Genomic DNA, 25,013 nt, shown 5'->3' with positions numbered 1-25,013 from the left:
CTGACAACGCGGTCCGATCAGTGGTTCTGCGGGGTCCGGGACCCTTGGCGTCCCTTGGTGCGGCGGGGCCGCAGCGGTGGGCGGCGGGTCGGGTGCGGGACGGTGGCGTGGGCCGGGACACCCGGCTTGTGCTCGACGGGGGCCCCGGTGGGTTTACCCATGACCATCTTCGGGTCGAACAGGACGACGGCGCCCGCGAGGAGCAGGAAAGCGAGCGGGCCGACCAGCATCGGCGCGAGCAGGGAGGCGGGCGAGTCGCCCGAGGAGAGAGTCTCCGTGCGGTGGAGATGGACGCTGAGGGCCGCCATGCCCGTGTAGTGCATGCCACTGACGGCGAGCCCCATGACGAGGCTCGCGCCCACGCTCCACAGGAATCCTCTGACCTGTCCGGCGGCCCACAGGGCGGCGGTGGCCGCCACCATCGCTATCACGACGGAGGCGGAGACGGTCAGCGTGTTGTACTCCAACCTGCCGTTCAGTTGCATCCCGGCCATGCCCAGGTAGTGCATCGAGGCTATGCCCAGGCCAGTGATCGTTCCGCCGGTGAACAGCGCGGTTCCGCTGGCCCCCTTGTAACCGACGATGAAGATCCCGACGCCCACCATGACGATGGCCACGGCCAGGCTCGCGAACGTCATCGGTTTGTCGTAGTGGATGGGCGTCTCCTCGACGGTGAACCCCATCATCGCGACGAAGTGCATGGTCCATATCCCGGAGCCGATGGCCGCCGATCCCAGCGCGAGCCAGCCCGGGCGCCAGGACTGCGAAACGAGCATCGATCTGGTGGTGCAGCGCAGCCCGAGAGCACCGCCCAGGCAGGCCATGAGGTAGGCCACCAGCGGTGTGACGAGTCCATAGCTGAATCCGTCGATCGTGCCCTGCATACGCAGCTGCCCTTCCCGCCCTCTTACGTCCCGGAACTCCGTGAAATGCGCCCCCTCCCAGGACCGCCCGAGCGGTCAGGGTTGAGGCAGAGGGTAACTCCCACCGCAATGGTCGAACGATTTTCCGGCAAAGAAACACGGGCTTGCCCCAGTTGTGCGGCAGAGGTGAGCGGGCCCGGGCAACTCCATTCAATCTGTGGCCATTCTGTACTCCCTCGCCGTTGACCGTCTGCTGTCACAGTTGAGCTGTCCGTGATCGTTCGATGCGAGGAGTACGCATGCACGCGCGCGCTGTGGCCGCCACGACGACCGCGCTCCTGGGGACCGCCGCTCTTCTGCTTCCGGCCTCCCACGCCCGGGCGGACGCCGAGCCGCCCACGGTCATCGCCCACCGGGGGGCCTCCGCCTACGCTCCGGAGAACACGCTGGCCGCCGTCGACAAGGCCGCCGAACTGGGCATCAGCTGGGTCGAGAACGACGTACAGCGCACCAAGGACGGTGAGCTGGTCGTCCTCCACGACGACAACCTGAAGCGCACGACCGACGTGGAGCAGGTCTTTCCCGACCGGGCGCCTTGGAAGGTGAAGGACTTCACAGCCGCCGAGATCGCCCGCCTGGACGCGGGCAGGTGGTTCGGCCCCGCACACGCGGGCGCGCGCGTGCCGACGCTGGAGCAGTTCATGCACCGCGTGGAGGTGCACCACCAGAAGCTGCTCCTGGAGATCAAGAACCCCGATCTGTACCCGGGCATCGAGCGGCAGACCCTCAAGGTGCTGGACGACGCGGGTTGGCTTGATCCGCACCACCTGGCGAGCCGTTTGATCGTGCAGAGCTTCAGCACGGAAAGCGTGCGGACCGTCCACGAGCTGAAGCCCGCCGTGAAGACCGGCTTCCTCGGGACGCCACCTGCGGCGGATCTCGCCGGGTACGCGACCTTCACCGACCAGATCAACCCTTCGTACACCTCCATCTCCAGGGGCTACGTCACCTCCGTCCACGCGTTCAAGGGACCGCACGGCAGGCCGCTGGAGGTCTTCACCTGGACCGTGAACGACGCGGACAACGCCCGGCTGGTCGCCGGGTACGGCGTCGACGGCATCATCACCAACACTCCCGACGTGGTGAGGGACGCCGTGGCCGAGGACCCAGGCCCCGCGCAGGAGCCGGCGTCCGCTCCCGGGGCGTTGTCAGTGGTGGGTCGTACGGTGGGCGCATGGACAGCCATGGGCAGTACGAGCAGCAGGTCGTGTGGGCCGTCGTCGGTACCGACATCGGTCCACTGATGCTGACCGCGACCCGCGATGGCCTGGTCAGTGTCGTCTTCCACGCCACGGAGAGGGTGCGCGACAAGACACTCGACGCACTGGCGTCCCGGCTGGGCAGCGAGCCGGTCGAGGCACCCGGCTCCCCTGTGCTGGCCGAGGCGATACGTCAGGTGGAGGAGTACTTCGCGGGTACGCGGCGCGACTTCGAGTTGCCGCTGGACTGGTCGCTCATCTCCGGCTTCAACCGGGAGGTGCTGCGCGAGCTGGCCTCCGGGGTCCCCTACGGCACGGTTGTCGGGTACGGCGATCTGGCCGGTCGGGTCGGGCAGCCGGGTGCCGCCCAGGCGGTGGGGATGGCGATGGGCGCCAATCCGCTGCCCGTGGTGGTGCCCTGTCACCGGGTCGTGGAGAGCGACGGCGGCATCGGCGGGTTCGGGGGCGGCCTGGAGACCAAGCGGAAGCTGCTCGCGCTGGAGGGGGTGCTGCCGGAGCCGCTGTTCTGACAGGTTTCTGGGGCTTCAGAGGGATTGGGCAGGCGAGGCAAGAAGGGGAGGCTGCGGCTGTGGTGACACCCATCACCCACCTGTACGCAGCCGGTGCAGTGTGCTGTCCCCTGTCGGCCGATCCGGTGCGCCGTGCAGCCGGGACAGCCGGGTGCGCGTCGTGACCGCCGTCGAGCGGCAGCTCATCGCGAGCGTCACGCCCGACCGGTTGCCTGCCCTGCGGCGCCGTATATCGGCGGTGCTGATCGCGACGCAGATCCTGGGCGGGCTGGGCGTGGCCACCGGAATCGCGCTCGCGGCCGTGTTGGCCACGGAGGTCAGCGGCGCCGAGTCCTTGTCCGGGCTCGCGCCCACCGCGACCGTCGCCGGTACGGCGGTGCTGTCGATGCCGCTGGCGGCCCTGATGACCGCGCGCGGTCGCCGTCCCGGGCTGGTGCTGGCCTATCTCATCGGGGCGGTGGGCGCCGGTGTCACCGTGGTTGCGGCCAGCGTCGGGAGCTTTCCCCTGTTGCTGTGCGGGATGGCCGCCTTCGGCGCGGCCTCGTCGGCGAACCTGCAGGCGCGGTTCGCCGCCGCCGATCTGGCCGAGCCGGAGCGGCGGGCGCGGGCCATCTCGCTCGTCGTGTGGGCGACGACCATAGGCGCGGTCCTCGGTCCGAACATTGCCGCGCCCGCCGGTCGTAGCGTCACGGGCCTCGGGATACCCGCGGCGGCCGGCCCGTTCCTGTGGGCGGGCGGGACCTTCCTGATATCCGCGGCCTTCGTGGCCGTACTGCTACGACCGGACCCCCTGCTGACGGCTCGGGCGCTCGCACCTGCCGACGAACAGTCGCCCGCGGGTCGTTCGCTGCGCGCCGGGCTGGCCGCCGTGGCCGCCTCGCCGCGGGCGCGGCTCGCGGTGGTGACGGTCGCCGTGGCGCACACGGCGATGGTCTCGGTGATGTCGATGACGCCGGTCGACCTCGCCCACCACGGCGCGGGCATCGATCTGATCGGGCTGGTCATCAGCGGGCACATCGCAGGCATGTACGCGTTCGCGCCGCTGATGGGGCGGCTGTCGGACCGGCTGGGGCGGTTGTCCGGGATCGGGCTCTGCGTAGGGCTGCTGGCGTGCGCGGCGTTCCTCGCCGGTACGGCGGGCGGCAGTCACGGGCAGACAGCCGTCGGGCTCTTCGTGCTGGGTCTGGGCTGGTCAGCGGGGCTCGTCTCCGGTTCCGCGCTGCTCACGGACTCCGTGCCGCAGCCCGCGCGGGCCGCCGCTCAGGGGCTGTCGGACCTCGTCATGAACACCTCCGCCGGCGTCGGCGGAGCGGTCGCCGGGCTTGTGGCCGCCCGGGCGAGCTATGCCTGGCTGAACTTCACCGCCGCGTGCCTCCTTGTCCCCCTGGCGGCGTTTGCGCTGTTCACGCGGGGCAGGCAGCGGGCGCGGGACGTCTCCGCGGACGGTTGAGGTCGCGGCCTGGCCGTCCCTCACGGGTGAATCGCCGAGCCAGGTGATCGCGCCTGCGTGACGTCACACCCGTACCCATAGCCACAGCCATCGGCATCGGCATCGGCATCGGCATCGGCATCGGCATCGGCAGGAAGTCGGCCCGGCCTCTGCCCGGCCTCTGCCCGGCCTCCGGCGCGGCCGTGGACGCACGCGTCGGCTCCGAGCCGAGCCCTGGCGGTACACGCGAGAAGAAGCCGGAAAAGGGCGTCAGTAGCAGACTCGGTCATGCCCACAGCCGCTGGCATCCGACTGGCATCTGGAAGACCCGGAGCCGAAAGGACAGCGATCACGCATGAGCGGAAACAGGGCAGTGGCGTATCTCAAGCCGGGCGCGGTGGAGGTCAGGACGATCGACTACCCGACGCTCGAGCTCCAGGACGGACCAGGGGTGGCCTCCGCGAACATCGGCCGCAAGTGCCGGCACGGGGTGCTCCTCAAGGTCCTCGCGACCAACATCTGCGGCAGCGATCAGCACATGGTGCGGGGGCGGACGACCGCGCCGGAGGGGCTGGTCCTCGGACACGAGATCACCGGGGAGGTCGTCGAACGGGGGCCGGACGTCGAGACCATCGACGTCGGGGACGTCGTCTCCGTACCGTTCAACATCGCCTGCGGGCGGTGCCGTAACTGTAAGGAGCGCAAGACCGGCATCTGTCTGAACGTAAACCCGGCCCGTCCCGGGGCGGCGTACGGCTATGGCGACATGGGCGGCTGGGTCGGCGGGCAGGCCGAGTTCGTCATGGTCCCCTATGCGGACTTCAACTTGTTGAAGTTCCCCGACCGGGACCAGGCGCGCGAGAAGCTGCTCGACCTGACCATGCTGTCGGACATCTTCCCGACCGGCTTCCATGGCGTGGTCAGCTCGGGTGCGGGCGTCGGGTCGACGGTGTACTTCGCCGGGGCGGGCCCGGTCGGGCTCGCGGCGGCTGCTTCGGCGCAGTTGCTGGGCGCCGTCGTCGTCATCGTCGGCGATCTGAACGCCGAACGCCTCGCCCAGGCGCGGAGCTTCGGCTGCGAGACCGTGGACGTCTCGCGCGGCGACGTAGGGGAGCAGATCGCGCAGATCCTCGGGGAGCCCGAGGTGGACGCGGCGGTCGACGCGGTCGGCTTCGAGGCGTGGGCCGACGGTCCGGATGCTCCCGAGGCGCCCGCGACGGTCCTCAACTCGCTGATGGGCATCACGCGCGCGGGCGGTGCTCTCGGCATCCCGGGCTGTATGTCACGGACGATCCGGGCGGGATCGACGACGACGCAAGGTCCGGGACGCTGAAGGTGCGGCTCGGCCTCGGCTGGGCCAAGAGCCACCGCTTCACGACCGGGCAGTGTCCGGTGATGCAGTACCACAGGAGCCTGATGCAGGCGATCCTGCATGAGCGGGTGCACATCGCCAAGGCGGTCAACGCGACCGTGATCGGGATCGAGGACGCACCGCGCGGCTACGCCAAGTTCGACCAGGGCGCCAGCCGCAAGTACGTGCTGAACCCGCATGGGGCGCTGGACGGCGCACGGCCGGTCTGACGTCGCCGTGCCGACCTGACGTCCCCAGAGGTCCTGACGTCTCTGGAGGGCCTGACATCTCCAAGGGGGCCACACCCGAGTGGCCCCCTTCCCTGCTCGCTACTCGTAGTGCCGCGCCTCGAAGACGTTGCCGTCGGGGTCGCGGAAATAGAAGCTGCGCTTGGCCTTGCCGCGCGCGCCGAAAGAGTCGTGGGAGATGTCCGACACGGGCGCGCCGCGTTCCTCCAGGCGGGCCCGCAGGGCGGCGAAGTCGTCGCCGGGCAGGGCCAGGCAGACGTGGTTGACCGGGTGGCCTGAGCTCTCGGCGGCGCCGGGCAGCATTGTCATGCGCTCCACCATGGTGAGCGGCATGAGGTCGAGGATCGTCTCCTCGTTGAGGCGCACGGAGGGGAACGGAACCGCCCCCGCGGAGTACTCGGAGAGCCTGACCGGCTCCATGCCGACCGCCTTCTCGTAGAAGTCGGCCGACGCCACCGGGTCGCGCACCCAGAGGACGACATGGTCGAGACGTGCGGTGTTGTCCGTCATGTACTCCAGGCTGGTGTCGTCTCCCACAGGTCGCAAGGGTTTGACCCGGGGCGCCGACCGCCAGAGATGAGGGAAGACCGACAGACAGGAGGCAGGCGCGTGGTGCTTGTGGTGTCCGAAGAGGTGCGAGAGGCGATCGACGCGCGTCGACCCGTGGTGGCCCTGGAGTCCACGATCATCGCGCACGGGCTGCCGCGCCCGCGCAACCTGCAGGTGGCGCTGGAGCTGGAGGACGTCGTACGGCGGGAGGGTGCCGTTCCCGCGACGATCGCCGTGCTGGACGGTCGCCCCCATGTCGGGCTGGACAAGGAGCAGCTGGAGCGGATCGCGAACGAGGACGGGATCCGCAAGCTGGGCCACCGTGACCTGCCGCTCGCTGTGGCCTCGGGGGCGAGCGGGGCGACCACGGTGTCGGCGACGGCTCTGCTGGCGGCCCTCGCCGGCGTCCGGGTGTTCGCGACGGGTGGGCTGGGCGGCGTGCACCGGGAGTGGACGGTGACCCAGGACGAGTCGGCCGACCTGGGGCTCCTGGCACGTACGAGGATCACGGTGGTGTGTGCCGGCGTGAAGTCGATCCTCGATGTTCCGGCGACTCTGCAACGGCTGGAGACCCTGGGTGTCGCGGTGGCCGGCTATCGCACGGAGAGCTTCCCCGGCTTCTACCTCTCCGACTCGGGACATCCGGTGGAGTGGACACTTGGGTCGCCGCAGGAGGTGGCCGAGGTGATGCGCGCTCAGGACGCCCTGGACGGGCCCGAGTCGGCACTGATCGTCGCCAACCCGGTGCCGGAGGAGGAACAGCTGGATCCCGACCTGCACGCGCGTGTGCTCGCCGGCGCGCTGCACGCGTGCGAGGAGCAGGGCGTCACCGGTCAGGCCGTCACGCCGTTCCTGTTGGACTACTTGGTGCGGCATACGGACGGCGCCTCACTGAGCGCAAATCTCGCGGCGGTACGCGGCAACGTACGGCTGGCGGGGCGGATCGCGGCGGCGTGGGCCGGAGCGTGAGGGGCAGGTGACCGGGACGGGGCGTGAGCGGCCATGACTTGGGCGGGGCGTCAGCGGCCCACGACCGGAACGGGATATGAGAGGCCCATAACCGGAACGGGGGCACGCGGAACCGTGGGTGAGGCGGGCGGTCGCAGGCCGGGCAACGAGGCAGCCGCGCAGGAGCACGGCAACAGCGGGACAGCGCCGGACAGTTCGGGGAACGGACGGGCTGGCCACGGCGGGACAGCGCCTCACGGTTCGGGGAGCGGACCGGCCGGCAACGGCACCCGCGACGGTGCGCTGCTGGTGGTCGGGGACGTGGTGACGGACGTGATCGCCCGGCACCGGGGACCGCTCGCCTCGGGTACGGACACGGCTGCGGCCATCCGGACGGTGCCGGGCGGCGCGGGCGCCAACGTGGCCTGCTGGGCCGCGTATTGGGGCTGTGCGGACGTGCGGCTGCTGGGGCGGGTCGGAGCGGACACGGCCGCATGGCACGAGCGCGAGCTGACCGCGAGCGGAGTACGGCCCTGTCTCGTCGTGGATCCGCAGGCGCCGACCGGGACGGTCATCTGCCTGGTCGACACCGGAGCTGCCGCCGAGCGCACCTTCCTCACCGACAGCGGCGCGTCCTTGCGCCTCGAACCCGCCGACTGGTCGGATGCGGTGCTCGACGGCGTCGCCCGGCTGCATCTCTCGGGCTACCTGCTGTTCTCCGAGCAGGGCCGGGCGCTCGTTGCGGTGGCTCTGAAGTCCGCACGCGCGCGTGGCGTGCCGGTGAGCCTGGATCCGGCGTCGGCGGGGTTCCTCGTGGCGCTCGGCGTCGACCGTTTCCTGGCGCTGGTGGAGGGCGTGGACGTCCTGCTGCCGAGCCGTGACGAGGCGTGCCTGCTCACGGGGCTGCCCGATGGGGCGGACGCGGCGGCAAAGTTGAGCCTCCATGTCCCGCTGGTGGTGGCCAAGCAGGGCGCGGACGGCGCCTTGGTCGCCCGGTCGGGCACCGCGAGCGCCCATGTCCCCGCCGTGCCGGCGGCACCGAGGGACACGACGGGTGCGGGCGACGCCTTCACCGGCGCCTTCCTCGCGGCGCTTCTCTCCGGCACCGGACCGGAAGACGCGGCTCGGGAGGGGTGCCGGGCGGGAGCGCTGGCGGTGGAGCGGGTGGGCGGGAGGCCGCCGCGGCCAGGGTGAACGCCGCCCGTGCGGGGCGGCTGCCTATGCCCCGCTTTTGCAGCGGGCCGCCTACGCCCCTGCGTGCCCCTTGTCCACTGTCTACGCCTTGCGCCCCCACGCCGAGATCATCGGGATCGCGGCCAGGTCAATTCCGCCGGTGGTGATGTTGGCGAGGTGGCGGTCGATGTCCTGGTCGGTGGCGACGCCCGCGGTGACGAGCTGGTCGCGGATCTCGCGGATGGTTGCGGACTCCAGAGCGGCGCAGGCGGGCGAGGCGATCGGGAAGTGCGCGTCGGCAACCACCCGGCGCAGTCCGGCCGCGCGGAGCAGGCGCGGGAGTCTGCGACCGAAGGAGAGGTCGGCGCCGCGCTCGGTGAGGAGGGCGCGGACGCCGTCGCGAAGACGATTGGCCAGTTGCTGTTCCGGGCCGTGCTCGTCGGGGCAGAGCAGGGGCTGCAGGACGGGGTCGGCGTCCTCGACCAGGAGCCGTCCGCCCGGGCGCAAGGACTTGATCATCGACCGCAACGCCCTTTCCCGGTCCGGTACATGAGAGAGAACCGCCCGGGCGTGCACCAGATCGAACCCCTCCCCCGGCGGTTCTTCGGCGGCCACGTCGTGCACACGGACCTCGACCGGTGGGCGCGCGGCCGGGGTGAGCGGTGAGGTGTCGAGGTCGGTCGCGACCACCTTTCCGGTCGGGCCGACCTTCTTGGCCAGCCAGGAGACCACCGACGTGCCGCCGGCGCCCACCTCCCAGCAGCGCCAGCCGGGTCCGATGCCGAACCCTTCGAGATAGCGGAACGTGGTGGGATCGAAGAGAGGGCCCAGTGCGTCGCGGTGCTCGCCCGCCTCGGCCTGCCGGTTGTCGAGGAGATACCCGTCGGTTCGCATCATGTAGAGATCATCCCATTTGCCTTGTTTGCCCGGAGCGGTCGACGCTCGGCGGGATGCTCCCAATTCCGGCCGCCCCCTCGCGCTCCGGTCATTTCACGCCTCATCCCGCCCATTCCTTACGGCGACCTGGGCAAAGTCCCTTCATCCACAGGCGGGAACAAAGCGGAATCCATCATTCCCACAGGCTTACCCGCAGCTCACCCCCAAATGGCAAACTGGCGGGCCAGGGCGCAGAAAGCGCGGCGCGAGGATCCACGCAAGGAGATCCAGATGTCCATGGCAGGGAATCTGCGGAAGGTCACGGGCCTCGACAAGGTCGGCGGCCTCCGCAAGGTGGCACGGCTGGCTCGACGGCGCCCCCGTGTCGACCTCAGCCATCCCGCCAGGTCCCCGCTGGGCTCCTCCGTGGTGAACTGCGTGACGTACCGGGACGGCGTGCGGGTCCAGGAGAACGGCGATCTGGTCGACGTCGTGCAGCGGGTGCGCAAACGCGGCGGCGGATTCGTCTGGCTGGGCCTCCATGAACCGACGGACCAGGAGTTCGCGGGCATCGCCGAGCTGTTCGCCCTGCATCCGCTGGCGGTCGAGGATGCGGTGGAAGCGCATCAGCGACCGAAGCTGGAGCGCTACGACGAGACGCTGTTCGCCGTGTTCAAGACGGTCTGCTACGTCGAACACGAGCAGCTCACGGCAACGAGCGAGGTCGTGAACACCGGCGAGATCATGGTGTTCGTCGGCCGGGACTTCGTGATCACGGTGCGACACGGGCGGCACGGCTCACTGGGACCGTTGCGCGAGGAGCTGGAATCGAACCCCGAGCAGCTCGCCAAGGGGCCCGCGGCGGTGCTGCACGCGATCGCGGACCACGTGGTCGACGACTATCTGAGCGTTACCGACTCGGTGCAGGAGGACATCGACGAGGTCGAGACGGATGTGTTCGCGGAGAACGGCGCGCGGGCCGACCCTGGGCGGATCTACCAGCTCAAGCGGGAACTCCTGGAGCTGAAGCGGGCAGTGGTTCCGCTGAGCCGGCCGCTGGAGGATCTGGCCACGCTGCCCATCAGGGCGGTCGAGCCGGAGATACAGGCCTACTTCCGCGACGTGTCCGACCATCTGCTGCGGGCCAAGGAGCAGATATACGCCTTCGACGAACTGCTGAACTCGATCCTGCAGGCGCATCTGGCACAGGTCACCGTCGCGCAGAACGAGGACATGCGGAAGATCACGGCCTGGGCCGGGATCATCGCCGTGCCGACGATGGTGTGCGGGGTGTACGGAATGAACTTCGACTACATGCCGGAGTTGCGCTGGACATTCGGCTACCCGCTGGTCATAGCCGTGATATCCGTCGCGTGCGTGGTCCTGTACCGCGGCTTCAGGCGCAACGGATGGCTCTGACGCCTCCTCCGGGCGACTTCCGGCCGACCTCCGGCGGGCTTCCGGCGGACTCCGGTGCGGTCCCCGTCCGGCACGATCGGCCGGACGAGGACGGCACAGAGGGTGAGGGTGGGCGCTTGCCAGGTCAGCGCGTCCTCGGCGCCCCGGACATGGCGTAGACGCTCTCGGCCCAGTGGGCGATCTCGCCCTCCGACAGGTGCCGGGCCAGATCAGCCTCGCTGATCATGCCGACCAGCCGCTTGTTGTCGATGACGGGGAGCCGGCGGATCTGGTGCTCCTTCATCTCCCGGAGCACGTCGGTGATGTCGGCGGTCGCATCGATCCAGCGCGGGGTGCCCTGGGCCATCTCGCCGGCGGTGACCTTGCTCGGGTCGCGTCCCATGGCCACGCAGCCGATGACGATGTCACGGTCGGTGAGGATGCCGCAGAGCCGTTCGTTCTCGTCGCTGATGGGCAGGGCCCCGACGCCCAGCTCACGCATCAGCTGGGCGGCGCGGTCCAGGGTCTCGTGGGCGGGGATCCACTGGGCGCCTCGGTGCATGATGTCTCCGGCAGTGGTCATTGGAGTACCTCCCGGTGCCGGACGGCCGGCGCGGCGCGGGAAGCACCGCTAGTCCCGGCGCCCTTCATTCTCGCCGTGCCGTCGGGTGCGTGCACCCGGAGCCGAGCGGTAACGGCCACCGGCGGCCGACGCCGATCAGGCCGAGAAGCGCACGATCTTCCGCGGACGACACGGATGATCACGCGGGTCTCGTCGTCCTTCTCGGCGGGCGGATCGATGCCGAGGTACTTGTGCGAGAGCTCGGACGGGAGCCGCTTGGCCTCGTCCGGGAGGATCTCGGCGGTGCCGCGGATCTCGACCGAGTTGTAGGGATTGGCGAGGTCGTAGACCGAGATGCTGACGCGGGGTCGCGGCGGAGGTTGCGCACTTTCTGGCGGGTGTCGACGGAGAAGAAGAGCACAGTGTCCCCTTCGCGCTTGATCCAGACCACCGAGTTCTGCAGGCGAGTTCTGTGGGGCGCCGTCGGGGCCGAGGGTGGCCACGCCGGCGAAGTTCTTGCCGGCGAGCAGCGAGCGGACGGAGTCGTCGAAGGGGGGGTTGCCGGAGCCGGCTCAGCCGTTCCACGCCGGGTGCCGCGGGTCGTCGGCGCGCACCAGGACATCCGCGGCGCCGGCCGGGTCGGTCTCGTGGTCGTAGCGCTCGAACGCCGGGAGGGTCCAGTGCTCGGCCTCGGGGGTACGGCGACGCAGGGCGCCGGGTGAGAGGAGGACATGGACGGTCAGGTCGAAGGGAAACCAGTGGCGCAGCAGGAGGGGGCCGTGCAGCAACAGGAAACCGCCGGGCGGGAGTTGGACGTAGGGGCTGCGGGTGGCTCGGTCGGTCACCGGGTCCCACAGGTCGGGCAGAACACGGCCGTGACCGTCGGGTTCGAGAGGGCCGAAAAGCTCGCGCCACAGGGCGCTGGTGTCGAACCAGCCGTCGAAATAGGCATCCACGTCCTGGTGGCCGTACTCCAGCCGGACCGAGGCGGGGCGCAGGAAACCCTCCATGCCGACGGCGAGCGAAAGGCGACCTCGCATGCGCAGCGCCTCGCCGACCCGCTCGGCGAGGTCTCCCGGGCGGGCCGCAGGGGCACCGTCGAAGGCGATGCGCGGCCAGGGGCTGCCGTCGGCCGGCTTCAGGTCGAGCAGCCGCTCGGCCAGCAGGTCGCCGAGCCGGTCCCAGGTGATCGCTTCGAGTCGCACAGGGCCCATGATGCGACAGGGGGCGGTCGGGGTGGGCGTGGGGCCGCAGAGTGCGCGGGGCCCGCAGTCAGGGGGCGGCGCGGCTGGGGCGTCGGGACGCGTGCGGGCTGGGGGCGACGTTGGAGTCAGGAACAGGCTCAGGCGGGAACAGGCTCGGTCGGGAACGGGCCCAGTCGGGTCCGAGCGCGGATGGGCGTCCGAGCTCGGCCGGATCGTCTTCACCGGCCCGACCAAGCCGCTGCCAAACCCGATCAATGTGCCCATCGGCCCCGGTCAAACCCCACACCGCACCCAACACGCCGCGCCCCGCGCTCGACAAGCCCACACCACGCCCGATCAGGCAGTCTCCGGCCCCGCCGGGGAGTTCCCCGGACCCGCCCCGAGGGGAATGAAATCGGTATGGCACCCCTCGCAACTCCCCCGCCACGTACCGGCCTTCTGGTGATTCAGCCTCTCAAGCGGCGGCACTGTGCGGAGTGTCATGCGGGGCCGTTGCAGATGCTCGTGCTGGAGGACGGGGCGCCGCGTTGTCTCGACTGTGCCGATCTCGGGCATCTGGTGTTCCTGCCGCGCGGCGACACGGCGCTGACGCGTCGGTCGCGGGAGGAGAGTGCGCTGTCGGCGGTGGTCGTGCGGTTCAACCGGCGCAGGAGTCGTTACGAGCGGCAGGGCGTGCTCGTCGAGGAGGCAGGGCTCGCCAGGGCCGAGCAGCGGTGCCTGGCGGACGTGGAGGCTCGACGGCGGCGCCGGGTGCGGGACGCCCGGCGGCGGGCGCGGGAGGACGCGCGGTTCGCCGAGGCGTTCGCGGCGGAGATACGGCGGCTGTTCCCGGGGTGCCCGATGGGCCGGGCGCGGGATATCGCCGCGCATGCGTCGATGCGGGGCAGTGGTCGGGTGGGGCGGAGCGCGGCAGGGCGGGCGTTGTCCGAGGGGGCGGTGACGTCGGCGGTCGTGGCGTCCGTGCGGCATCTGGATACGCGGTACGACCAGTTGCTGATGAGCGGGCTGCCACGGCACGAGGCCCGGCGGCGGATCACGGCGGCGGTGGAGACGACGTTGCGGGCGTGGCGGGGGGAGGTGTCAGGGGTCGGCTGACGGTGATCTCCCGCAGCCCGGCCGACTCCTCAACAGCGGATGCCGACGGCACGGGAAGGACGACGGGGAGGGAGGGGAAGGCGGAGGAAGGGAGGGGGGAGGAGGGGGGAGGGGGAGGGCGAGGGGGGGAGCGAACGTGAACGCGCCCGGCCCCCGGGCTCACGCCAACGACTCACCATGCCGTTCTCAAGACGCAGCCCCCGAACCTTCGCCCTGATGGACGCTGGCGTATGTGCTCGCGTCGTTCGGCCATGGTGACCGTTCTCGTACAGGATTTCACTTGAGGTGACAGTTGGGCCGGGTCGGGAAGGATCTCGGCAGGACGCGGGAGTTGACGTTGACATGATTGATGGGCCGTACTTCGTACTCGTCGTGATCGGTGTGGTCGGGACCGGCCTGGTGGCCGGGGTCTTCTGTGCCTTCTCGACCTTCGTGATGCGTGGGCTCGCCGCGCTGCCGCCGGCGCAGGGGGTCGCCGCGATGAAGGCGATCAATGTGACGGCGTTGGCGCCGGCGTTCATGCTGGTGTTCCTCGGGACGGCGGTGCTGTGCGCGGTGATCGCTGTGGTGACGTTCGTGCTCTGGCCCGATGAGGGGTTGGTGGAGCTGCTGCTGGGCAGCGGGCTGTATCTGTTCGGCACGTTCGGAGTGACCATGGTGGCGAACGTGCCCCGCAACGACGCGCTGCTCAAGCTCGACGCGGGCACCGCTGAGGCGGCCGCCTACTGGCCCACGTACGTGCGCGAGTGGACGGCGTGGAACCACGTCCGCATGGTCGCCTCGGCCGCCGCGACGGTGGCGTACGTCCTGGCCCTCAGCTGATCCACACCTCGACACGGGGTCGGAGAAAGCGCTGTCCCCCACCCTGCGCACGTGCCCGGTGGGACGTATCGTTGCCGGAAGAGTCCCTGAAGAGTGCCGGTACGAGTCCCGGTGAGAGTGACCGGTGTAGTCCCGGTAAGAGTGCCGGTGTAGTCCCGGTAAGTAAGAGTGCCGCCCGATGACGCACGGCTCCAACACGTCACACGCGCACATGAGGAAGACGGCCATGGCCGATCCCAAGGGTTTCATGACCACCCCCCGCCAGGACTGGCCGCGCCGGCCCGTGGAGGAGCGGGTGCAGGACTGGGACGAGGTGTACGTCCCCGGGGCGCTGCTGCCGATCATCAGCAAGCAGGCCGACCGTTGCATGGACTGCGGCATCCCCTTCTGCCACGAAGCCTGTCCGCTGGGCAATCTGATCCCCGAGTGGAACGACCTGGTGTCGCGGGAGGACTGGCGGGCGGCGGCGGATCGGCTGCACGCGACCAACAACTTCCCCGAGTTCACCGGGCGGTTGTGTCCGGCGCCCTGTGAGGCCGGGTGCGTGCTGGCGATCAATCAGCCGGCCGTCACCATCAAGAACGTCGAGTGCGCCATCGCCGACCGGGCCTGGGAGGACGGGTTCGCGCCGCCGCGGCCGCCGGACCGGCTGTCCGGGCGGACGGTCGCGGTGATCGGGTCGGGGCCCACCGGGCTCGCGGCTGCGCAGCAGTTGACCCGGGCGGGGCACACGGTCGCGGTGTACGAGAAGGATGACCGGATCGGCGGGCTGATGCGGTACGGCATCCCCGAGTTCAAGATGGAGAAGCACCATCTTGAGCGGCGGATCGAGCAGATGCGGGCCGAGGGGACCAAGTTCCGTACGTCGACGGCGGTCGGGCGGGACATCGGAGCCACCGAGTTGCGGTCGCGCTACGACGCCGTGGTGATCGCCACCGGAGCCACTGCCTGGCGTGAACTGCCCGTTCCAGGACGGGAGTTGAGCGGTATCGAGCAGGCGATGAAGTATCTGCCGCTGTCCAACCGGGTGCGCGAGGGGGATCTGGAGAAGTCCCCGATGTCCGCCGCCGGGAAGCACGTCGTCATCGTCGGCGGCGGGGACACCGGGGCCGACTGTCTGGGCACGGCCGTGCGGGAGGGCGCCGCGTCCGTGACGCAGCTGGACATCTACGCCCAGCCGGGCGCCGAGCGGGACGAGGACGCCGAGCCCTGGCCGACGTACCCGAAGATCTACCGGCTGTCCGCCGCGCACGAGGAGGCGGGCGAGCTGGAGACGGCACCGGCGGCGGACGCGGACGCGCGGTTGTTCGCGGCGTCCACGCTCCGCTTCACGGGGGACGCCGATGGGCACGTACGGTCGCTGCACCTGGTGGAGGTGGATGCGCGGCGCCGCCCGATGCCGGGCACCGGGCAGACGCTGCCGGCCGACCTCGTACTGCTCGCCCTCGGTTTCTCCGGGCCCGACCGGGAGGACGGGCTGATCGACCAGCTGGGGTTGGCGCTGGCGCCTCGCGGCACGATCGCGCGGGATGCCGGGTTCGCGACGAACGCCCCTGGCGTGTTCGCCGCGGGGGATGCCGCCCGGGGGCAGTCGCTCATCGTGTGGGCGATCGCCGAGGGGCGGGCTGTGGCGGCGGCCGTCGACCGCTATCTGACGGGGAGTTCCAGGCTGCCGGCGCCGATCTCGCCGTACGACCGGCCAATGACCGTTTGAGATGACCGTCTGAGATGACCGTTTGAGGTGCCGGAAGCAAGGTGCCGGAGGTAGGCGCTGCGCTATCGCCGTTCGTCCGTCCCCGCCACCTTCCCCGTAGCCAGCGCCACCCTGTTCCACGTGTTGATCGTCATGATCAGGGCCAGGACGTGTGCCAGCTCGCCGTCGTCGAAGTGGGCCGCGGCCTGCGCGTAGACCTAGTCCGGGACCCCTCCCTCGGACACCAGGGTCACCGCTTCCGTCAGTGCCAGGGCCGCCTGTTCCTTCTCGGTGAAGTAGTGGCGGGCCTCGCGCCAGACGGCGACCATGTGCAGCCGGTCCTCGCTCTCGCCGGCCTTGCGGGCGTCGCTGGTGTGCATGTGGAGGCAGTAGGCGCAGTGGTTGAGGTGCGAGGCACGGATCTGGATCAGCTCGACCAGGGTGGGGTCGAGGCCCTCACGGGCGGCGGCGTCGAAGCCGATGATGGCGCGGAAGACCTTCGGGGCGGACTTCGCGAAGTCCAGGCGGGTCCGCGCGGCCTCGGCGGCGGCGATGGCGGCAGGGGAGGCGGCGGAGGCAGGTGTACCGGCGGTCGTGGTGTTGATCGTGTGCGTCGTGTCGATCGTGTGCGTCGTCATGTCCCTCAATCTATGAGGCGGAAAGACCGGCTGTAGGGTGCATTTCCATGGTGAAATCATGGGTCAATTCGTGGGTCGATTCACCGTGGTGAAGTCCTGGGTCAGTTCCGCGGAGCGGATCGGTGCCGACCTGCATCTGGAGCTGTCCGGACCGGGCGGGCGCCGCGCCGCGTTGACGCGTGCGCTGCGCGAGGCCGTGCGCAGCGGTCGGCTCGCGCCCGGCACTCGGCTGCCGCCGTACCGTTCGCTCGCCGCCGACCTCGGGGTCGCCCGCAACACGGTGGCCGACGCGTACGCGGAACTGGTCGCAGAGGGCTGGCTCACGGCCCGGCAGGGGGCAGGGACGAGGGTGGCCGAGCGTGCCGAGCCTCTACGGCCCGCCGACAAGGTGCCCCGTAAGACACCCCGGACGCCTCCACGCGCGCGTGGGCCCCGGCACGACCTGCGGCAGGGCACCCCGGACGCGTCGGCGTTCCCACGTGCGGCCTGGCTGGCCTCCTACCGGCGGGCCCTCCAGCAGGCGCCGAACGAGGTCTTCGGGCCCGGGGATCCCGCCGGGCGCGTCGAACTGAGGGAGGCGCTCACCGAGTACCTGGCACGCGCGCGTGGCGTGCGCACCGAGCCGGACCGCATCGTGATCTGCTCCGGCTTCGCACACGCCCTGCGGCTGCTGTTCGGCCAGGACACGGGCACAGGCGGAAGCGGGAGCCGGAGCGGAAGTCGTGGCGTGCTGCGCGGGCCGCTGGCCGTCGAGGCGTACGGGCTCGGCTTCCACCGGGAGCTCCTCGCCGCCGCGGGCGTACGGACGGTGCCGCTCCCCCTCGACGAGGACGGCGCGCGAGTCGACCGGCTGGCGCGCGAGCGGGCCGTGCTGCTCACGCCGGCGCACCAGTTCCCGACCGGCGGGCCGCTGCACCCCGAGCGTCGCGCCGCCGTGATCGACTGGGCACGCGCGCGTGGGGGCGTGATCCTGGAGGACGACTACGACGGCGAGTTCCGCTACGACCGCAAGCCCGTCGGCGCCGTCCAGGGCCTCGATCCCGAGCACGTGATCTTCATCGGCTCGGTCAGCAAGAGTCTGTCGCCGGCGCTGCGGCTCGGGTGGATGGTGCTGCCGGAGCGGTACGTCGACGACGTGCTCGCGGCCAAGGGCGAGCGCGAGGCGTGGGCGAGCGTCCTCGACCAGTTGAGCCTCGCCGACTTCATCGTCTCCGGGGCGTACGACCGTCATGTACGGCGCATGCGGCAGCGGTACCGGAGCCGCCGCGACCGCCTCGTCGCGGCGCTCGCCGAGCACGCGCCGCACATCGAGGTCACGGGCGTCGCCGCCGGACTGCACGCGGTGCTGCGACTGCCGCCCGGCACCGAGCGGTCGGCGGTCAAGGCGGCCACCTGGCAGGGCATCGCCCTCGATGGCCTCGCCGAGTTCCGCCACCCGGAGGCGACGGAGTCGGACATGCCGGTCCGCGACGGCCTCGTCGTCGGCTGTGCGACGCCTTCGGAGCATGCGTACGGGGCGGCGCTTGAGGCGCTGTGCGGGGTGCTGCCGCCGGGTGCGGAGCAGGGGCCGTAAGGCACGAAGCCACGGCCAAAGCCACCCTCCCGCCAGGGGTGTCGCCTCACCCGCCAGGACTGACGCGCCACCCGGCCAGGGCTAACGCCCCACCGCGCCACAGCTGACACCCCACCGCGCTACGGCTTGCCCCCCCACTCGCGCTACGGCTTGCCCCCCACTCGCGCTACAGCTTGCGCCCCACCGCCCCGTACCCGGGAATGACCCCGTCGTCCTGCCCGGGTACCGGCTCCCCCAGCTCGGGATGCCAGCGGTGGGGCACCTCCACGCCGGGCTCGACGAGTTCGAGGCCGTCGAAGAAGCGGGTGAACTCCTCGCGGGAGCGCAGGGCCAGTGTGACGCCGGCGGCCTTGAGCTTCTCGGTCGCCGCCTTCGACTCCTCGGGGGTGAAGTCGGCGCTCGCGTGGGTCATCACCAGGTAGCTGCCGGAGGGGAGTTCGGACAGCAGTCGGCGGACCAGTTCGTGCGCGCCGTCCTCGTCGGAGACGAAGTGCAGCAGCGCGACGAGGGAGAGGGCCACCGGCCGGCCGAAGTCCAGGACCTTCCTGGCGCCTTCGACGATGGCGTCGGGGCTGCGCACGTCGGCCTGCAGATACTCCGTCACCCCTTCCTCCGTGCCGCGCAGCAGGGCCGCCGCGTGGGCCAGCACGATGGGGTCGTTGTCGCAGTAGACGACGCGTGCGTCGGGGGCGATTCCCTGGGCGATCTGATGGAGGTTCGGCTCGGTCGGGATACCGGTGCCGATGTCCAGGAACTGGCGTACGCCGTTCTTGGCGAGCCAGCGGGTGGCGCGATGCATGAACGCGCGGTTGACCCGCGCCATCACCGGGACGCGCGGGTCGAGAGAGAGCATCTGCTGCCCCATGGCCTCGTCGACGGGGTAGTTGTCCTTGCCGCCGAGATACCAGTCGTACATCCGCGCGGGGTGGGGCTTGCTGGTGTCGATCTCGGTCACGAGGCACTCCGTCAGACGCAATGGATTATCAAGTAAGCACCAATTCAAGGAAGTTGCACGAGCGGCACGCAAGTGACTCAGGAAAGAAGAGTGGCTCAGGAAAGGAGGAAGTCCGCCTCCCCCGCCTTCGCGCCCTCGATGAACGCCGTCATCTCGTCCGTCGTGTAGATCAGGGCCGGCCCGTCCGGGTCGGTGGACTGACGGACGGCGATCCGGCCGTCGGCGAGCTTCATCGCCTCCAGGCAGTTGCCCCCGTTGCCGCCGCTCCACGGCTTGTGCCAGCCTTCGCTGCCCAAGTCCCGCGCGGGCATGCCGTTGTAGACGCGTATGCGCGGCTTGATGCGATCCATTCACAGCTCCTTGCGGAGATCCCGGAGGATCTCCTTCGTGCGATGTGCCGTAGCGGCCTGCGCCGCCATGCGGTCCATGACCTCCAGGTGGGTCGCCACCTCGGTGCGCGCGTCGAGGTAGACGGCGCCGGTCAGGTACTCGCTGTAGACCATGTCCGGGAGTTCGGGCACGGCGAATCGGAACAGCACGAAGGGCCCGTACGTGCCGGGGTGCGGCCCGTTCGCGAACGGCGCCACCTGCAGGGTCACGTTGGGCAGCTTCGTGGCCTCGAGCAGCCTGTCGATCTGGGCACGCATCACCTCCGGGCCGCCGACCTGGCGGCGCAGCACGGTCTCGTCCATCACGACCCACAGCCGGGGCGCGTCCTCACGGGTGAGCAGTTGCTGGCGTTGCATGCGCAGGGCGACATGGCGCTCGGTGTCGTCGGGGCTGGTCTGGCCGATGGCGCCCGATTCGAGCACCCCGCGCGCGTAGTCGTCGGTCTGCAGCAGGCCGGGCACGAAGTGGGGTTCGTACGACCGGATGAGGCTGGCGGCGCCTTCCAGGCTGACGTACATCGAGAACCAGCCGGGCAGGATGTCGTGGAACCGCTGCCACCAGCCGGGCTTGTTGGCCTCCTCGGCCAGTTGCACATAGGCCTCGGCCTCGTGGTCGGCGATGCCGTAGGCCTTCAGAAGCAGTTGCAGGTAAGGGATCTTGAGCGCGACCTCGGCCGTCTCCATACGGCGCACGGTGGCGGGGGCGACGCGGAGGATGCGCGCGGCCTCCTCACGCTTGAGGCCGGCGCGTTCCCTCAGGTCCAGCAGGCGCCGACCGAGGACGACCTGACCGACCGTCGGCGCGGACCGCGGCTCGCTCACGCTCCACCTCCACGATGAATCCCGAACAGACCGACTTCGTTCTACTCGTTCCCGACAGGTCGACTCAATCCTGACAGAGCGCCTGGATCCCGACAGGGCGCCTGGATCCCGACAGGCGGACGGCGCCATTCGAAGACCTTTTCGAAGATCGCGGTGGATCTTCGGTGATCCCAACTGGCGCCGTTCGACATGCTGTTGCGAGCAGTGTGCCACGGCCTTCCAGAGAGTCACACAGCACTCTGCATTTTCCAGAGTGACACTTGCCAAGTGTTCACGGCGGGGAGATAGTGGCAAGCGTGATTCCGTCCCCGCCCTTAGGAACAGACGCCGCGGCCCCCCACGGCCTCGGCGCCGCACTGGCAGTCGGGCCCCAGCGGGGCGCCCCTGCCGAGCGCCGGTTCCGCTTCGAACTGGCCGCGCATCCGGGTTCTCCCGCGCACGCCAGACGCCTGACCAGGGCGCGGCTGAACGGCTGGTCGGTGTGCGAGGACACCTGCGACACGGCGGCTCTCGTCGTGTCCGAGCTGGTCACGAACGCGATCGTGCACACCGCCAGCGAGCACATCGTCTGTGAGCTGAACGACGGTGCGGAGCTGGTGCGCATAGCCGTGCGCGACGAGGGTTGCGCGCCGGGTGAACCGCATCCGCTGGCGGCGCGGCCCGAGGAGGAGCACGGGAGGGGACTGCTCCTCGTCGACGCCCTCTGCCATGCGTGGGGTGCCCAGGAGCAGGGGTCCGGGCTGGTGGTCTGGGCGGACCTGCCGCGCAGTGGCGCCTCCCTCGATGACGCCGAGCCTCGCAACGACCTCGGCTGGGGGTCCCGTCCCAAGCCGGGGCCGTCCGACGGTTCCGGTGACGACGAGGCGCAGGCGCGGTACGGCGGCAGCGGGACGGGGGCCGGATGGCTGTGAGCGGGGGGTCCGGCGGGGGTCAGGTGCTGAGCCTGGACACGCTGGTCCGGCTCCGTCGCAGCCTGCGTACCGCTGACGCCGGTCCTCGGCGGCTGCCGGTTCCCGACGGGATGACGGCTCCCCTGGGCTGCGACGCGGTCGCGGTGCCCGCCCGCTTCGGGCCTCTCGTTCTGCCTCGGCTGCCTCGGGTGGGGTGTGTGTACGCCGATGAGACGCACTGGTGGTGGATCGTGCCGGCGGACTCCGACTACGCCTTGGAGTGGCCGGCGTCGGTGCGGTATCTGACGGGGGCGGTGGTCATGGACGTGCCTCGGCTGATCCATCGGCCGGACGGGACGGTGCCGTATACGCCGCCGATTCCGCTGTATCTGGCGTTGTGCCGGGTGACCGGGACCACGCCTATTTGGTCTCGGCAATTGAGTGCGTGAGGCTTCGTTTTCTCGCCCCCGCCGCCCCTACCCGTCCCATCCTTGAATGGGCTCCGCCCCTTCCACCCCGCCAGGGGACTCTGCCCCCTGGACCCCCGTCGGCCCTTAAGGGGCCTTGTCCTCAAACGCCGGACGGGCTGAAACGCCGCGCGGCGTACGCCCGCGCGCACCCCCCACCCCCACTCACGCCCTCCCCCGAACCCGCCCACCCCGCCATAGTGGCCCTCCGTCACGAGCGACGGTCGGGGGGGCTGGGCGGTGGGGAAGAAGAAGCAGGCTGCTGAGGGGGACGTTTCCGAGTCGGAGCGGCTGTTGTTCGGGGGGCCTCTGCGGTACGACATGGGGTGGAATCAGCATCGGGACGCCTTCCTGGAGCTGACCTTCCGGGCGATGGTGACGCGGTTGCCGTCGCTGTTGGCGTCCAGCTTCCGGCTCGCCTGGCAGGCCGATCGGCGGGCCGCGCGGACCGTGCTGGTGGCCGAGGTGGGGCGAGGGCTGGGTCAGGCGGTCGGGCTGCTCGCCGTCAACAGTGTGCTGGGGCGGCTGATCGGGGGCGGGGCGCTGGAGGAGCGGTTACGGGGTGCCGTTCCGGCGCTGGTCGCCATGGCTGTCGTCATGGTCGTCTCGACGCTGCTGCGGGCCGCGTCGACGTACGCCACCGGCCGCCTGGAGCCCAAGGTGGAGCGCGTGGCGACCGAGTTGTATCTGGAGCGGGCCGCCGCCGTGGAGCTGGCCGCGATCGAGGACCATGCCTTCCACAAGCTGCTGGACACCGCGCAGTACGGCGCCGCCTCCGCCCGTCGCATGATCGCGTACAGCACGCGTGTGGTGAACGCGGGTATCTCGCTGATCGCCGCTGCGGGCGTGCTCGCCGTGCTGCACCCCGCCCTGCTGCCGCTCCTCGCCACCATGACCCTGCCCAGCGCCTGGAGCGCCCTGACCAACGCCCGGCGCCGCTACGAGTCCTTCCACACCTGGGTGCAGCACTCCCGCGCCGGCCATCTGATCAGCGGGCTGCTGACCGAGCCGGCCGCGGCGCCCGAGATCCGGGTCCATGGGGTCGGGCCCTTCCTGCTGCGCCACTACCGGGCGATGTCCGAGACGGCGGAGGCGGAGCAGGCCCGGCTGGCGCGGCTGGCGGCGCGTACGGGGCTCATCGCCGCGGCGTGGACGGGGCTGGCGACCGTCGCGACGTACGCCACGCTGGGCGGGCTGCTGCTCGCCGGTGCGATGGCGCTCTCCGTGGCGGGTACGGCCGTCATCGCCATCCGCACCGGCTCGTCGAGCCTCGACAGCCTCGTCCTGGAGGTCAACGCGCTCCACGAGGAGGCCCTCTTCGTGGGCGATCTGCAGCGGCTGTACGTCGAGGCGGCCGAGCGGGCGATCCCGGTCGGCGGGGCGCCCCTGCCCGAGGATCCGCGGGAGATCCGGTTCGAGAACGTCAGCTTCGGCTACCCCGGTGAATCCGCCCGGCCCGCCCTCGACGACGTCACGCTCACCCTCCCCCTCGGCCGGATCATCGCGCTGGTCGGCGAGAACGGCTCCGGCAAGACCACCCTGGTCAAGCTGCTCGCCGGGCTCTACCTCCCGGACCGGGGCCGCATCCTCTGGGACGGCGTCGACGCGGCCACCGCCGACCGGCACCAACTCGCCGAGCGCATCGCGATGGTGGCCCAGGACTTCAAACGCTGGCCGTTCACGGCCAAGGTCAATGTCGCCGTCGGCCGCTCCTCCGCGCCCCTCACCGAGGAACGTCTGAGCGCCTCGCTCGCCGAGGCCGGGGCCGAGGACGTGGTGGCCGATCTGCCACGCGGCCTGGACACCCTGCTGGCCCGCCACTTCAGCGGTGGGCACGAGCTGTCCGGCGGGCAGTGGCAGCGGCTCGGGATCGCCCGGGCCGCGTACCGGCGCGGCCACATCCTGATCGTGGACGAGCCGACGGCGGCGCTGGACGCGCGGGCCGAGCTGGAGGTCTTCGAGAAGATCCGCGCCCTGGCCTCCGCGGGCCAGACGGTCGTCCTGATCACGCACCGGCTGGCGTCCGTGCGCCATGCCGATCTGGTGCACGTCCTCGACCAGGGCAGGCTCGTGGAGTCCGGGACCCCGGACGAGCTGCTGGCCACCGGCGGCGTCTACGCGGAGCTGTACTCGCTCCAGGCGGAGCAGTTCACGGCACGGGTGCCCGCCCCTGAGGCGGGCTGATCGGCGCGGGGGCGCGGCGGGAGCCGAACCCGCTCTCGTCTCACGCGGCGGCGTCAGCCACGACCTCGCCGGGGATGATCACCAGGAACGCGTCCGTCGCCAGGTCCATCACGACCTCGGCCGCCAGACCTTCCATCCGCCGCGCGTGTGCGAACTCCTCCGCGGGCCACGATCCACGCGGACCGCCCGCGGGAAAGCGTTCGAGCACTGTTCGCCCGTTCACCATCCTGACCTCCGATAAGCGTCGTACTTGTAGGAGTTAACGCCTGCCGGAGGTGAAACGCCTCGCCCGGTGACGGGACTGAGACGTAGTTGACACTCGTTCACCGCGATGTGTGAGCGGTTGCTCACTCTCGATGATCAAACATTACACTCCGTGTCACTCCTCGTACTCGTCGTGATATCGGATGGGTTCACTGCCCGCAGGCGCCCCAAGAGCCGACGCGCGCCCCTTGGGCTCCTCCCACTCCTCCTGCCGGCCAAGCGCCGTGAGGTCCAGGAAGCCGGTGGTCGAGCCCAGCCCGTCCAGGCCGCGCTCGTATGTCGAGTAGGTGTGGAAGACACGGTCCCGGTCCCGCAGGAAGCAGCTGACGCCGGGCCGTTCCACCAGCTCGCCCTCGTGCTCCAGGGTCGCCTCGAAGTCGTGGTTGAAGTCGCTGCCGCCGGACGAGTACCAGGGCACGGTCCACCCCATGCGTGCCTTGAACGGCAGGATCTTCGGGTACGGCGCCCGGGAGACGGCGACCAGAGTCGTGCCGCGTGCCTTGAGGTGCGCCAGATGCCCGATCTGGTCCAGGAACGCCGAGCAGCTGCGGCAGCCGGCGTCCCATTCGGGGGCGAACATGAAGTGGTAGACGACGAGTTGGTGCCGCCCCTCGAAGAGGTCGAGCAGCGTGGCCTTGCCGTCGCCGCCCTCGAAGACGTACTCCTCCCCGACCTCGACCATGGGCAGTCTGCGCCGCTCGGCGCCCAGCGCGTCACGCGCGCGCGTGACCACCTTCTCCTTGACCAGCAGTTCCTCGCGCGCCGCACGCCACTGCTCGCGCGAGACGATCTCCGGAAGCGACATGGGCGCCCTCCTGTGCAACGGTCCC

The 25,013-nt window shown here is 70.6% G+C and carries 23 protein-coding genes and 3 pseudogenes; 14 read left to right on the top strand and 12 right to left on the bottom strand.

From position 1 onward, the window contains the following. Positions 1–17: 17 nt before the first annotated feature. Positions 18–884, bottom strand: a complete 867-nt coding sequence (locus ACIA8X_RS18915) for an MHYT domain-containing protein (RefSeq protein WP_399458698.1) — start codon at positions 882–884, stop codon at positions 18–20. Positions 885–1,162: 278 nt separating this feature from the next. On the opposite strand from ACIA8X_RS18915, the pseudogene ACIA8X_RS18910 reads away from it, so the two are divergent. From ACIA8X_RS18910 to fdhA, 4 genes and pseudogenes are all read left to right on the top strand, one after another. Beyond that, a pseudogene (locus tag ACIA8X_RS18910) lies at positions 1,163–2,020 on the top strand (glycerophosphodiester phosphodiesterase); the annotation flags it as partial. Positions 2,021–2,097: 77 nt separating this feature from the next. Beyond that, a complete protein-coding gene (locus ACIA8X_RS18905) occupies positions 2,098–2,652 on the top strand; it encodes a methylated-DNA--[protein]-cysteine S-methyltransferase (RefSeq protein ID WP_393442750.1) in 555 nt (184 codons plus the stop codon). Between the two features lie 160 nt (positions 2,653–2,812). After that, a complete protein-coding gene (locus ACIA8X_RS18900) occupies positions 2,813–4,102 on the top strand; it encodes an MFS transporter (RefSeq protein ID WP_393442749.1) in 1,290 nt (429 codons plus the stop codon). A 334-nt stretch (positions 4,103–4,436) separates the two neighbouring features. Continuing rightward, a pseudogene (fdhA, locus tag ACIA8X_RS18895) lies at positions 4,437–5,662 on the top strand (formaldehyde dehydrogenase, glutathione-independent). A gap of 99 nt (positions 5,663–5,761) precedes the next feature. Here fdhA and ACIA8X_RS18890 read toward each other — a convergent pair. Next, a complete protein-coding gene (locus ACIA8X_RS18890; RefSeq protein ID WP_393442747.1) occupies positions 5,762–6,190 on the bottom strand; it encodes a VOC family protein in 429 nt (142 codons plus the stop codon). Positions 6,191–6,289: 99 nt separating this feature from the next. Here ACIA8X_RS18890 and ACIA8X_RS18885 point away from each other — a divergent pair, with 99 nt between their 5' ends. Both ACIA8X_RS18885 and ACIA8X_RS18880 read left to right on the top strand, forming a co-directional pair. Continuing rightward, on the top strand, positions 6,290–7,198 hold the full coding sequence (locus ACIA8X_RS18885; protein WP_393442745.1) for a pseudouridine-5'-phosphate glycosidase: 909 nt from the start codon (positions 6,290–6,292) through the stop codon (positions 7,196–7,198). A 282-nt stretch (positions 7,199–7,480) separates the two neighbouring features. Further along, positions 7,481–8,371, top strand: coding sequence for a carbohydrate kinase family protein (locus tag ACIA8X_RS18880; protein WP_399458770.1), 891 nt, complete (start codon positions 7,481–7,483; stop codon positions 8,369–8,371). An 81-nt stretch (positions 8,372–8,452) separates the two neighbouring features. On the opposite strand, the gene ACIA8X_RS18875 is transcribed toward ACIA8X_RS18880, so the two are convergent. After that, on the bottom strand, positions 8,453–9,247 hold the full coding sequence (locus ACIA8X_RS18875; protein ID WP_393442743.1) for a methyltransferase: 795 nt from the start codon (positions 9,245–9,247) through the stop codon (positions 8,453–8,455). 270 nt (positions 9,248–9,517) lie between these two features. On the opposite strand from ACIA8X_RS18875, the gene ACIA8X_RS18870 reads away from it, so the two are divergent. Then, a complete protein-coding gene (locus ACIA8X_RS18870; protein ID WP_399458697.1) occupies positions 9,518–10,645 on the top strand; it encodes a magnesium and cobalt transport protein CorA in 1,128 nt (375 codons plus the stop codon). A 124-nt stretch (positions 10,646–10,769) separates the two neighbouring features. On the opposite strand, the gene ACIA8X_RS18865 is transcribed toward ACIA8X_RS18870, so the two are convergent. From ACIA8X_RS18865 to ACIA8X_RS18855, 3 genes are all read right to left on the bottom strand, one after another. Continuing rightward, on the bottom strand, positions 10,770–11,207 hold the full coding sequence (locus tag ACIA8X_RS18865; RefSeq protein ID WP_393442740.1) for a CBS domain-containing protein: 438 nt from the start codon (positions 11,205–11,207) through the stop codon (positions 10,770–10,772). After that, positions 11,204–11,689: a hypothetical protein gene (locus ACIA8X_RS18860; protein ID WP_393442738.1), complete on the bottom strand. Its 486-nt coding sequence runs from the start codon at positions 11,687–11,689 to the stop codon at positions 11,204–11,206. Before ACIA8X_RS18860 ends, ACIA8X_RS18865 begins: the two co-directional genes overlap by 4 nt. A 69-nt stretch (positions 11,690–11,758) precedes the next feature. Further along, positions 11,759–12,400, bottom strand: coding sequence for a uridine kinase (locus ACIA8X_RS18855; protein WP_399458696.1), 642 nt, complete (start codon positions 12,398–12,400; stop codon positions 11,759–11,761). Positions 12,401–12,790: 390 nt separating this feature from the next. On the opposite strand from ACIA8X_RS18855, the gene ACIA8X_RS18850 reads away from it, so the two are divergent. From ACIA8X_RS18850 to ACIA8X_RS18840, 3 genes are all read left to right on the top strand, one after another. Continuing rightward, positions 12,791–13,486 (top strand): DUF2293 domain-containing protein, encoded by a 696-nt coding sequence (locus tag ACIA8X_RS18850; RefSeq protein WP_393442734.1) that lies wholly within the window; start codon positions 12,791–12,793, stop codon positions 13,484–13,486. A gap of 342 nt (positions 13,487–13,828) precedes the next feature. Next, positions 13,829–14,308, top strand: coding sequence for a DUF1772 domain-containing protein (locus ACIA8X_RS18845; RefSeq protein ID WP_393442732.1), 480 nt, complete (start codon positions 13,829–13,831; stop codon positions 14,306–14,308). A gap of 226 nt (positions 14,309–14,534) precedes the next feature. After that, positions 14,535–16,022 (top strand): glutamate synthase subunit beta, encoded by a 1,488-nt coding sequence (locus ACIA8X_RS18840; RefSeq protein ID WP_393442730.1) that lies wholly within the window; start codon positions 14,535–14,537, stop codon positions 16,020–16,022. Between the two features lie 62 nt (positions 16,023–16,084). Here ACIA8X_RS18840 and ACIA8X_RS18835 read toward each other — a convergent pair. Then, positions 16,085–16,639: pseudogene (locus ACIA8X_RS18835) on the bottom strand (carboxymuconolactone decarboxylase family protein). A gap of 85 nt (positions 16,640–16,724) precedes the next feature. Between ACIA8X_RS18835 and ACIA8X_RS18830 the strand changes: the two are divergent. Then, positions 16,725–18,212 carry a PLP-dependent aminotransferase family protein gene (locus ACIA8X_RS18830; protein WP_393443256.1) on the top strand — a complete coding sequence of 496 codons (1,488 nt, stop codon included), beginning with the start codon at positions 16,725–16,727 and terminating at the stop codon, positions 18,210–18,212. A gap of 166 nt (positions 18,213–18,378) precedes the next feature. On the opposite strand, the gene ACIA8X_RS18825 is transcribed toward ACIA8X_RS18830, so the two are convergent. The 3 genes from ACIA8X_RS18825 to ACIA8X_RS18815 form a co-directional block, all read right to left on the bottom strand. After that, positions 18,379–19,167, bottom strand: a complete 789-nt coding sequence (locus tag ACIA8X_RS18825; protein ID WP_393442728.1) for an SAM-dependent methyltransferase — start codon at positions 19,165–19,167, stop codon at positions 18,379–18,381. 95 nt (positions 19,168–19,262) lie between these two features. Next, positions 19,263–19,517: a DUF397 domain-containing protein gene (locus tag ACIA8X_RS18820; RefSeq protein ID WP_019757219.1), complete on the bottom strand. Its 255-nt coding sequence runs from the start codon at positions 19,515–19,517 to the stop codon at positions 19,263–19,265. Further along, positions 19,518–20,378 carry a helix-turn-helix domain-containing protein gene (locus ACIA8X_RS18815; RefSeq protein WP_393442726.1) on the bottom strand — a complete coding sequence of 287 codons (861 nt, stop codon included), beginning with the start codon at positions 20,376–20,378 and terminating at the stop codon, positions 19,518–19,520. A gap of 287 nt (positions 20,379–20,665) precedes the next feature. Here ACIA8X_RS18815 and ACIA8X_RS18810 point away from each other — a divergent pair, with 287 nt between their 5' ends. The 3 genes from ACIA8X_RS18810 to ACIA8X_RS18800 all read left to right on the top strand — a co-directional run bounded on the left by ACIA8X_RS18810 (position 20,666) and on the right by ACIA8X_RS18800 (position 23,919). Beyond that, positions 20,666–21,289: an ATP-binding protein gene (locus tag ACIA8X_RS18810; protein ID WP_393442724.1), complete on the top strand. Its 624-nt coding sequence runs from the start codon at positions 20,666–20,668 to the stop codon at positions 21,287–21,289. Then, positions 21,280–21,717, top strand: coding sequence for a hypothetical protein (locus ACIA8X_RS18805; RefSeq protein ID WP_393442722.1), 438 nt, complete (start codon positions 21,280–21,282; stop codon positions 21,715–21,717). The genes ACIA8X_RS18810 and ACIA8X_RS18805 overlap by 10 nt, the downstream gene beginning before the upstream one ends. Positions 21,718–22,056: 339 nt before the next feature. Then, positions 22,057–23,919: an ABC transporter ATP-binding protein gene (locus tag ACIA8X_RS18800; RefSeq protein WP_399458695.1), complete on the top strand. Its 1,863-nt coding sequence runs from the start codon at positions 22,057–22,059 to the stop codon at positions 23,917–23,919. Positions 23,920–23,959: 40 nt separating this feature from the next. Here the strand turns inward: ACIA8X_RS18800 and ACIA8X_RS18795 are convergent, their stop codons facing one another. Both ACIA8X_RS18795 and ACIA8X_RS18790 read right to left on the bottom strand, forming a co-directional pair. Beyond that, positions 23,960–24,145 (bottom strand): hypothetical protein, encoded by a 186-nt coding sequence (locus ACIA8X_RS18795; RefSeq protein ID WP_093907146.1) that lies wholly within the window; start codon positions 24,143–24,145, stop codon positions 23,960–23,962. A 153-nt stretch (positions 24,146–24,298) separates the two neighbouring features. Next, positions 24,299–24,988, bottom strand: a complete 690-nt coding sequence (locus tag ACIA8X_RS18790) for a DUF899 domain-containing protein (RefSeq protein ID WP_399458694.1) — start codon at positions 24,986–24,988, stop codon at positions 24,299–24,301. Positions 24,989–25,013 lie beyond the last annotated feature (25 nt).

Source organism: Streptomyces sp. NPDC051738, assembly GCF_044453205.1.
In the GTDB taxonomy this organism is placed as follows: Bacteria; Actinomycetota; Actinomycetes; order Streptomycetales; family Streptomycetaceae; genus Streptomyces.
Note: the sequence above shows the minus strand (reverse complement) of the source record. Positions and strands in the feature narration are given on the sequence as shown.